Annotated in this window: 9 protein-coding genes; all 9 read left to right on the top strand. The window is 37.3% G+C overall.

All coding sequences use genetic code 11. From position 1 onward, the window contains the following. Positions 1 to 147: 147 nt before the first annotated feature. The gene (locus tag FYJ25_RS13995; RefSeq protein WP_154581565.1) at positions 148 to 342 is read left to right on the top strand and encodes a hypothetical protein; all 195 of its coding nucleotides are present in this window, start codon (positions 148 to 150) and stop codon (positions 340 to 342) included. A gap of 43 nt (positions 343 to 385) precedes the next feature. After that, positions 386 to 1,114, top strand: a complete 729-nt coding sequence (cas5c, locus tag FYJ25_RS13990) for a type I-C CRISPR-associated protein Cas5c (RefSeq protein ID WP_154581564.1) — start codon at positions 386 to 388, stop codon at positions 1,112 to 1,114. Next, positions 1,111 to 2,094, top strand: a complete 984-nt coding sequence (locus tag FYJ25_RS13985; protein ID WP_096240207.1) for a type I-C CRISPR-associated protein Cas8c/Csd1 — start codon at positions 1,111 to 1,113, stop codon at positions 2,092 to 2,094. The genes cas5c and FYJ25_RS13985 overlap by 4 nt, the downstream gene beginning before the upstream one ends. Continuing rightward, a complete protein-coding gene (locus tag FYJ25_RS13980) occupies positions 2,034 to 3,014 on the top strand; it encodes a type I-C CRISPR-associated protein Cas8c/Csd1 (RefSeq protein ID WP_330578381.1) in 981 nt (326 codons plus the stop codon). Before FYJ25_RS13985 ends, FYJ25_RS13980 begins: the two co-directional genes overlap by 61 nt. Beyond that, the gene (gene cas7c, locus FYJ25_RS13975) at positions 3,015 to 3,875 is read left to right on the top strand and encodes a type I-C CRISPR-associated protein Cas7/Csd2 (RefSeq protein ID WP_096240203.1); all 861 of its coding nucleotides are present in this window, start codon (positions 3,015 to 3,017) and stop codon (positions 3,873 to 3,875) included. Next, positions 3,862 to 4,539, top strand: a complete 678-nt coding sequence (cas4, locus tag FYJ25_RS13970; protein WP_154581562.1) for a CRISPR-associated protein Cas4 — start codon at positions 3,862 to 3,864, stop codon at positions 4,537 to 4,539. The genes cas7c and cas4 overlap by 14 nt, the downstream gene beginning before the upstream one ends. Next, positions 4,536 to 5,567 (top strand): type I-C CRISPR-associated endonuclease Cas1c, encoded by a 1,032-nt coding sequence (gene cas1c, locus FYJ25_RS13965; RefSeq protein ID WP_096240199.1) that lies wholly within the window; start codon positions 4,536 to 4,538, stop codon positions 5,565 to 5,567. Before cas4 ends, cas1c begins: the two co-directional genes overlap by 4 nt. A 10-nt stretch (positions 5,568 to 5,577) precedes the next feature. Further along, on the top strand, positions 5,578 to 5,868 hold the full coding sequence (cas2, locus tag FYJ25_RS13960) for a CRISPR-associated endonuclease Cas2 (protein ID WP_096240197.1): 291 nt from the start codon (positions 5,578 to 5,580) through the stop codon (positions 5,866 to 5,868). Between the two features lie 715 nt (positions 5,869 to 6,583). Beyond that, the gene (ppdK, locus tag FYJ25_RS13955; RefSeq protein ID WP_096240195.1) at positions 6,584 to 9,211 is read left to right on the top strand and encodes a pyruvate, phosphate dikinase; all 2,628 of its coding nucleotides are present in this window, start codon (positions 6,584 to 6,586) and stop codon (positions 9,209 to 9,211) included. Positions 9,212 to 9,825: the final 614 nt, after the last annotated feature.

Here is a 9,825-nt window from a genome sequence, read left to right as displayed (position 1 = left end):
ATGTAGCTTAGCATATATTGGATCTGGGGAGTGCTCCACTGTTCTCTCCATGTTCCTTGTAACTTGTCCACCATATCAGTTCATTATAAAAATCTTAGATTTTTGTCTTGACAACTGAGCCACTATAATGTGACAGTATATACGAGTATGGCGGAAAGAAAGGAGCTGTTAGAAAAAGCAAAAAAATATTCTTTAAATATTAATCGGTATAAGTTTAGACAAATTTATGATGCTGGTGGAATTACATTTAAAGAAGATATGGGAGTGTACCTCCTTAATTATGCTTTTTATGATGAAAAAGAAATGGGAATTTTATTGGAAGCAGACCCTGATAAATTATAAATTTAACATAAATAGATAGAAGATAAATTTGAAAGGAGGAAGTATGAAACCAAATAGAATTGTTATGAAAGTCTATGGGAAATACGCATTATTTACAGACCCCATGACAAAGATAGGTGGAGAAAAAAGCAGCATGATGATTCCAAGTTATGAGACATTGAAAGGGGTTGTGTGTGGAAATTATTGGAAACCCTCTATCAATTGGATCATAGAATCTGTTAAGGTTTTAAATCCAATTCGTACAGAAAGAAAAGGAATCCGACCGATTAAGTATAATGGAGGGAATGATCTTTCTTATTATACATATTTGTCTGATGTTGCCTATATTATTTCTGCCCATTTTGAGTTTAATAAGAGAAGACCCGATTTACAGGAAGATTGGAATGAAAACAAGCATTATTACGTGGCAAAGCGTGCTCTTGAAAAAGGAGGAAGAAGAGATATATTTTTAGGGGCAAGAGAATGTCCCGCCTATATTGAACCAGGAGATATGTCTGAGCTGGGATACTATGATGATAAAGGGACTCTTTCTTTTGGATTAATGTATCATTCTTTATGCTATCCTAATCAGAATGACGAGGGAAATTTATATTCAAGATTCTGGCATCCACAGATGGAGAACGGTATTATTCATTTTTGCCGCCCAGAAGAATGTGAAAATACCATTTTCTTAAGAAAAGGTACGAAAAAAGAACTTAGTAATATTCCAATCTTAGGAGTGGACAAGGAGGAACTTCTTTCTGGATATCAGGAAGGTGGTGAGCTACAATGAGCTGGATGAGAGCGTTGTATGATACTTATGATAATCTGGAATTACAGGAAAAAGAGGGATTGTTAAAGATAGCACATTCCACACAAAAAGCACATCTTGAAGTGCAGTTGTCAAAAGAAGGGAAAGTGATTGCCGTAAGCTTTCTTCCAGTAAAAGATTCAGATACAGTAATTCCTGTAACAGAAGAATCAGCAAGCCGTAGTTCGGGAGCGGCTCCGCATCCTCTTTTTGATAAGATAAAGTATCTTGCTGGTGATTACGAATTATATACGGGAGAAAGGAATGAGGAGCATCATCAAAAATACATGGAGAACTTAAAAAAGTGGTGTGACCCAGGGTATGGCGATTATAAGATAGAAGTTCTTTATAAATATTTGCAAGAAAATCGACTAATACATGATCTTATAGAAAGAGGAATCTTTTCTCTGGATGAAAAACAGCATTTGACTAAAAAATGGGAGAATGCAAGCGAGAAATTAATAGTAGGTGATCAAAAAGATGCCTTTATTCGTTTCCAGGTTGATGCAGTTAACTTATGGGAAGATACTAAGCTGCAGGAAAATTATATCCATTACTATCTGGGTAATGGAGGAGAGATTGGCTTTTGTCAGGTAACAGGAAGGGAAGAAAGGTTATGTGTAAATCACCCTTCTAAAATAAGAAACAGCGGCGATAAAGCAAAGATGATATCTTCTAATGATAAGACAAACTTTACTTATCGTGGACGTTTTCATGATGTCGGAGAAGCATATACTATCAGTTATGAAGCTTCACAGAAAGTTCATAATGCGTTAAAGTGGCTTATAGAAAGGCAAGGAGTTAAAGTAGGAGATAAAGAGTTTGTTCTGTGGGGAGTGAAATCAGAGAATGTACCATCTATTCTGGAAAGTACAGAGGGTGTTGCATCTAAGGGGAAGATATTTTTGCAGCTTTTTATGGAGAAGAAGAGGATAAGACAGTATCAATACAGGAAGATGTAGCTGAACGATTTAACAGAGCGATCAGAGGATATCATGGAAATGTGCGGGCAGACAGCCATTTTGTATTGTTAGGAGTAGATGCAGCAACGACAGGAAGATTATCTGTGATATTTAGCAGAGAGTACTTTGGAACAGATGGAAATGAACTGATTGAACGAATCGAGCAGTGGCACAGAGACTGTGCATGGAATGTTTCTTCTTATAATAAGAAACTGCAGAAACGAGTTTATTTTACAGGAGCACCTTCTCCATATGAAATCGCATTATGTACTTATGGAAGAGAGCAGGGAAATTCTATAAAAGGAACAGATAAAGTGATTGCGAATGCGGTAGAAAGAATTCTGCCATGCATTGTTGATGGAAAAATTGTGCCGGTAGATATTATGAGAGAGGTTGTGCATCGGGCACAGCATCCGCAAAATTATAAAAGTAAAACTTTATGGCAACAGGTATTATCAGTAGCTTGTGCGTTGACAAGAAAGCATTTGATAGAAAAAGGAGAGGAGTGTTTGGTTATGAAATCACCAGAGAGTTTAGACGCAAAGTGCGGAAGAATGTTAGCTATCGCAGATTCGATTGAAGCGTGGGTATTGCGTGAGGAGAAGATAGACAGAACCACAACGGCAATGCGTTACTACACAAAGTTTTGTGAAAATCCATGTGATACATGGGTGATTATTCAGAGAAATTTAAAACCATATGAAATGAAGTTAAGAGGGAGAGCCCGAAACCTTCAGACATTACTTGGAGAAATTTCAGCAGCTATTTCTGAAGAAGAATTCCAGCAAAAACGAAATTTAGATGGTACATTTTGTTTGGGATTTGACAGTCAGAGATATGAAATTATTGAGGAAGCAAAGCGAATCAAAAAAGAGAATGATGAGAAAAAAATGAAAAAGTTAGAAGAGGAGGAAAAGTAAATGGGTGTATTACAGAACAAGATTGATTTTGAAGGAATTATCGTAGTAGAGAATGCTAATTGTAATGGGGACCCTTTAAACGGGAACATGCCGCGAGTTACCTATGAAGGATACGGAGAAATGTCCGATGTCTGCATTAAAAGAAAGATACGAAACCGTCTTTTAGATGCAGGAGAAAATATTTTTGTTCAGTCCGATGATAAAAATACAGATGGATACAAGAGCTTAAAAGCAAGAGCAGAAGCGAATGAAGCTTTTGGAGCAGAACTTAAAAAAGGAAAGAAAGCAGATGCACAAAGAGGATATGAAATTGCCTGTAAAGAGTGGATGGATGTTAGAAGTTTTGGACAGGTATTTGCATTTAAAGGTTCTGACTTATCTTTAGGTATTCGTGGTCCAGTATCTGTTCAGCCAGCTTTCAGTGTAGATCCAATAGATATCACAAGCATGCAGATTACAAAAAGTGTAAATAGTGAAGATAAAGAAGGAAAATCCTCTGATACAATGGGAATGAAGCATCGAGTAGACTTTGGTGTTTACATATTAAAGGGAAGTATTAATGTACAGCTTTCTGAAAAGACAGGTTTTACCGAAGAAGATGCGGAAAAAATTAAAGAAGCTATCCGCACTCTGTTTGTAAACGACAGTTCCTCTGCAAGACCAGACGGAAGTATGGTAATGCATAAGTTATACTGGTGGAAGCACAACTGCAAGATTGGACAGTATTCTTCTCACAAAGTGCATAATAGTATTGAGATTAAGAAGAAAGAAGGAGTTCGTAATCCAAGAAAGATAGAAGATTATGAGATTATCTGCCACGAGTTACCTGGACTGGCGGTGGAAGAATATGAAGGTTTATAATGAAGAAGATTATTTGATGCTTTCTGGAATCCAGCATTTTGTATTTTGTACAAGACAGTGGGCATTAATTCATATCGAAAATCAATGGGAAGAGAATGTACGGACAGTAGAGGGAAACATTATGCACAAGCGGGCACATGATGGCCCGCAGATAGAAACGAGAAAGAATCTGGTTGTTTCTCGTCAGATGAGAGTATATTCTAAATATCTTGGGATTAGTGGAATCTGTGATGTGGTAGAATTTAAAAAATGCAAAAAAGGAGAAGAAGGCGTACGTCTATATGGGAGAGAAGGACTCTATAAAGTATATCCGGTAGAATACAAAAAGGGAGAGCCAAAAGAAAATAATGCTGACCGTTTACAACTTGTGGCGCAGGCAATATGCCTTGAAGAAATGATGTGTACAAGAATAGAAGAAGGTGACTTATATTACGGGACAACAAAACGAAGAGAGCATGTGGAAATAACAGATTTTCTTCGTCAGGAAGTGGAAAATATATGTCTACAGATGCATCAGTATTTTGACAGGCAGTATACACCAAACATTAAAAGAACAAAGTCCTGCAATGCCTGTTCGCTGAAAAATATATGTCTGCCACAGCTTTCAAAGAAAAAGTCAGTACACACTTACATTTTAAAAACGATAAAAGACGGGGAGTTATGAGAAAATTATTAAATACACTATATGTAACAACTCCAGAACGTTATCTTGCATTAGATGGAGAAAATGTGCTGGTTCTGGAGGAAAAGAAGATACTTATCCGGCTTCCACTACATAATCTCGAAGGAATTGTGACCTTTGGCTACACTGGAGCAAGTCCTGCATTAATGGGAGCCTGTGCGAAAAGAGGAATTTCCCTAAGCTTTATGAATCAAAATGGACAGTTTTTAGCATCCGTAAGCGGAGAGAACAGGGGAAATGTTATTTTAAGAAAACAGCAGTATAGAATTTCAGATTCGCTAGAAGATAGTATCCCTATTGCCAGAAATATGATTATTGGTAAAATATACAACAGTAAATGGGTATTAGAAAGAGCAACAAGAGACCATGCCCTGCAGGTTGATGTGGATGCCATCAAAAAAGTGACCGCCAATCTGGATGAGCACATTCGGCAGTTATTAGAATGTGATTCAATGGATAGCATTCGAGGAATTGAGGGCAATGCGGCAAGTCAGTATTTTTCTGCATTCGACCAATTGATTCTACAAAATAAAGAAGAATTTTTCTTTGAAAACAGAAATCGACGTCCGCCATTAGATAATGTCAATGCCATGTTATCATTTGCATACACATTATTGGCAAATGAATGTGCCGCAGCTTTAACTGCAGTCGGTTTAGATGCTTATGTTGGTTTTCTTCATACAGACCGACCGGGAAGAACCTCTTTAGCATTAGATTTAATGGAAGAATTAAGAGCTGTATATGCAGACCGTTTTGTATTAACATTAATTAATAAAAAGACGATTAAACCGGAGCATTTTGTAAAAAAGGAAAATGGAGCGGTCTTAATGAACGATACAGGACGCAAAACAATGATTAGTGCGTGGCAGGGCAGAAAACGAGATAAAATCAAACATCCATTTCTCGGTGATAAAATAGAATGGGGTCTCCTACCTCATGTTCAGGCGTTATTGTTAGCCAGACTTATTCGCGGGGATTTGGATGAATATCCTGTGTTTTTGTGGAAATAAGAGGTGAGAAATGCTTGTATTAATAACATATGATGTAAATACAGAGACAGCTTCAGGAAAAAAACGTTTAAGGAAAGTAGCAAAAGAATGTCAGAATTACGGACAAAGAGTTCAAAATTCTGTTTTTGAATGCATTATGGATAATGCAAAAACAAAGGTGGTAAAAGCAAAACTACTCGAAATAATTGATATGGATAAAGATAGCCTAAGATTCTATTATCTAGGCAATGCTTACAAAAATAAAGTAGAACACTACGGAACAAAAACAAGTATTGACTTAGAAGAAACCTTAATTATCTGATTCCAGGTTACAAAATAAACAATCGTATCTGCGACAAAATCCCTTTTTCAAAAATCTTTCTAAATTTAGATATAGTTAAATGTAGAAAGAAAAAGTTTCTTATTATCTTCGTTAAAAAGGAATACCTTGAAATAAAATATAGAAAATATTAAAAATTAAACATAGTGCGAATCATAAGCTACGCAAAAAACGCAGGGCATTCGCACTTAAAAAAGAAAGAATAGTACAACATATTGCGATATAAAGCTAAAAATAGCGGACAAAAAAGTTGTTGAGACTAGATATGTACATGATAGCTGAAATATCACAATATGTTGCGGTCGCCTCCTTCGCGGAGGCGTGGATTGAAACATCATCTTGTTTCGCCAAGATGTAAGGCTCCTTGTCGCCTCCTTCGCGGAGGCGTGGATTGAAATGCTACATCAATGAATACTGCAAGCCAGTCTTGAGTCGCCTCCTTCGCGGAGACGTGGATTGAAATATCTGATTGTCCACCCAACGAATTAAACGGCAAACACCCCATCAAATAGTCTCTTTTGTATAAAAAAATTAAAATTATCGTGAATGTTGCAAAAAAATATAGTCCATGATAAATTTTTGCAAAAAAATGACGGAAAATTATAGCATTTTTTATTCGTTTGTGCTATACTCATATTGCGCGTGAGGAAAGCGCATAAAAGTAATGTTGATAGTTAATTGAAGGAGGAACACAACAATGGCAAAATGGGTATATCTGTTTACAGAAGGCGATGCCACAATGAGAAATCTTCTTGGTGGTAAAGGAGCCAATCTGGCTGAGATGACAAATATTGGATTACCTGTACCACAGGGATTCACAATTACAACAGAGGCTTGTACTCAGTATTATGAAGATGGTCGTGAGATCAATGATGAGATTCAGGGACAGATTAATGAGTACATTGAGAAGATGGAGGAGATTACAGGAAAGAAATTTGGTGATAAAGAGAATCCACTTCTTGTATCAGTTCGTTCAGGTGCTCGTGCTTCCATGCCAGGTATGATGGATACTATCCTTAACTTAGGTCTTAATGAGACAGTAGTAGAGACTATTGCCGCTAAATCCGGAAACCCACGTTGGGCTTGGGATTGCTACAGAAGATTTATTCAGATGTATTCTGATGTAGTTATGGAAGTTGGTAAAAAGTATTTTGAAGAATTAATCGATGAGATGAAAGCTAAAAAAGGTGTAAGTCAGGACGTTGATCTTACAGCAGAAGATTTAAAAGAGCTGGCATCTCAGTTTAAGGCTGAATATAAAGAGAAAATCGGTGAAGATTTCCCAGATGATCCTAAGAAACAGTTAATGGGAGCTATCAAAGCCGTATTCCGTTCATGGGATAACCCACGTGCTAATGTTTACCGTCGTGACAACGATATTCCTTATAGCTGGGGTACTGCTGTTAACGTACAGAGTATGGCATTTGGTAACATGGGAGATGACTGTGGTACTGGTGTTGCATTTACTCGTGACCCTGCTACAGGTGAGAAGAAGCTTATGGGAGAATTCCTTACAAATGCACAGGGTGAGGACGTAGTTGCTGGTGTTCGTACACCAATGCCAATCGCTCAGATGGAAGAAAAATTCCCAGAAGCATTTGAACAGTTCAAACAGGTTTGTCAGACTCTTGAAGATCATTATAGAGATATGCAGGATATGGAGTTTACTGTTGAGAACAAGAAGTTATACATGCTTCAGACACGTAATGGTAAGAGAACAGCACAGGCTGCTTTAAAGATTGCTTGTGATTTAGTAGATGAGGGAATGAGAACAGAAGAAGAAGCTGTTGCAATGATCGACCCTCGTAACCTTGATACATTATTACATCCACAGTTTGATGCTGCTGCATTAAAGGCTGCAACACCAATGGGTAAAGCACTTGGAGCTTCTCCTGGAGCTGCTTGTGGTAAGATTGTCTTCACTGCTGAAGATGCCAAAGCTTGGGCAGAGAGAGGGGAAAAAGTTGTTCTTGTTCGTCTTGAGACATCCCCAGAAGATATCGAAGGTATGAAGAGCGCTCAGGGTATCCTGACAGTTCGTGGTGGTATGACATCTCACGCAGCAGTAGTTGCTCGTGGTATGGGTACTTGCTGTGTATCCGGATGTGGTGACATCGTAATGGATGAAGCAAATAAGAAATTCACATTAGCAGGAAAAGAATTCCATGAAGGAGATTCTATTTCTCTTGATGGTTCTACAGGTAATATCTACGATGGAATTATCCCTACAGTAGATGCTACAATTGCTGGTGAATTTGGCCGTATTATGGCTTGGGCAGATAAATACAGAACAATGGGGGTTCGTACAAACGCTGATACACCTTCAGATGCTAAGAAGGCTCGTGAGCTTGGAGCAGAAGGTATTGGTCTTTGCCGTACTGAGCATATGTTCTTTGAAGGTAACAGAATCGATGCATTCCGTGAAATGATCTGTTCTGATACAGTAGAAGAAAGAGAAGCTGCACTCGATAAGATTCTTCCATATCAGCAGGGAGACTTTGAGCAGTTATTTGAAGCTATGGAAGGTAATCCTGTAACAATTCGTTTCTTAGATCCACCACTGCATGAGTTCGTACCTCAGACAGAAGAAGACATTAAAAAACTTGCAGATGCACAGGGTAAATCGGTAGAAACTATTAAGGCTATTATTGAAAGTCTGAAAGAGTTCAACCCTATGATGGGACATCGTGGATGCCGTCTGACAGTAACATATCCAGAAATCGCTGTTATGCAGACAAAAGCAGTTATCCGTGCAGCATTAGCTGTACAGGCTAAACATGCTGACTGGACAATCGTTCCAGAAATCATGATTCCATTAGTAGGTGAAGAAAAAGAATTAAAATACGTTAAGAAGATTGTTGTTAAGACAGCAGACGAAGAAATCAAAGCTGCTGGTTCTGACATGAAATACGAAGTTGGTACTATGATTGAGATTCCTCGTGCAGCATTATTAGCTGACGAAATCGCTAAAGAAGCTGAGTTCTTCTGCTTTGGTACAAACGACTTAACACAGATGACATTCGGTTTCTCACGAGATGATGCTGGTAAGTTCTTAGACGCTTACTATGATGCTAAGATTTTCGAGAACGATCCATTTGCTAAACTTGATCAGAATGGTGTTGGTAAGTTAATGGATATGGCAGTTAAATTAGGAAAAGGTCAGAGACCTGAATTACACTGTGGTATCTGTGGAGAACATGGTGGAGACCCATCATCCGTAGAATTCTGTCATAGAATTGGATTAGATTACGTTTCCTGTTCACCATTCCGTGTACCTATCGCAAGATTAGCAGCAGCACAGGCAGCGATAAGCATGAAACATTAATCAAAAATCCTTTATTTATCGGGGCATTTACTATTCCAAGAAATCTTACAAAAGATACTCTTGAGTATTATTATAAGAATTCTCAGTTTAATATCCCCGATAAAATGGAAATAAAAGTCTACTTAATATAAGGGATAGGAGAACATTCTATCCCTTATATTTTTAATTTATTAAATAAATTCCATTCCAGATGTACCTTAATAAATAAAAGAATGGAGAACATAATATGCCTAGAAAACCTAAAAGTGTATATACTAGAATTGAAGAAAAAACTGCTCAAATAAATAAGTTAAAAGAAAAATATCTATATGTGAAACAGAGTTGATTGCATTAAATAAAGAACGGGAAAGTATTGAAATGGAACAGATTTTTTCTGCCGCAAAGGAGAAGAATCTCAGTTTTCAAGAAGTTCTTGATTTAATATCACGTTCAAATAAAAGAATTAAATAATTTTAAATCGTAAAAAATAGGGAAGAACCGAAATAGATGGTAGTGTAAATTATTCTGTGTAAACCTCTCAGATTGATGATAAAATCATAGGTTTATAGAATACAAAAATATAATGTAATGGGCTGAATGGCATACTTTGCTATTCAGCCTGTTGTTTATTTCGT

The sequence above is a fragment of the Anaerobutyricum soehngenii genome (assembly GCF_009697165.1).
GTDB lineage: Bacteria > Bacillota > Clostridia > Lachnospirales > Lachnospiraceae > Anaerobutyricum > Anaerobutyricum soehngenii.
The sequence above is the reverse complement of the archived record's forward strand: the minus strand, read 5'-3'. Positions and strand labels throughout refer to the sequence as shown.

Bases quoted from the DNA above. Each gene is read 5' to 3' on its own strand.
- FYJ25_RS13995 (WP_154581565.1), top strand. From the start codon at position 148: ATGGCGGAAAGAAAGGAGCTGTTAGAAAAAGCAAAAAAATATTCTTTA.
- cas5c (WP_154581564.1), top strand. From the start codon at position 386: ATGAAACCAAATAGAATTGTTATGAAAGTCTATGGGAAATACGCATTA.
- FYJ25_RS13985 (WP_096240207.1), top strand. From the start codon at position 1,111: ATGAGCTGGATGAGAGCGTTGTATGATACTTATGATAATCTGGAATTA.
- cas7c (WP_096240203.1), top strand. From the start codon at position 3,015: ATGGGTGTATTACAGAACAAGATTGATTTTGAAGGAATTATCGTAGTA.
- cas4 (WP_154581562.1), top strand. From the start codon at position 3,862: ATGAAGGTTTATAATGAAGAAGATTATTTGATGCTTTCTGGAATCCAG.
- cas1c (WP_096240199.1), top strand. From the start codon at position 4,536: ATGAGAAAATTATTAAATACACTATATGTAACAACTCCAGAACGTTAT.
- cas2 (WP_096240197.1), top strand. From the start codon at position 5,578: ATGCTTGTATTAATAACATATGATGTAAATACAGAGACAGCTTCAGGA.
- ppdK (WP_096240195.1), top strand. From the start codon at position 6,584: ATGGCAAAATGGGTATATCTGTTTACAGAAGGCGATGCCACAATGAGA.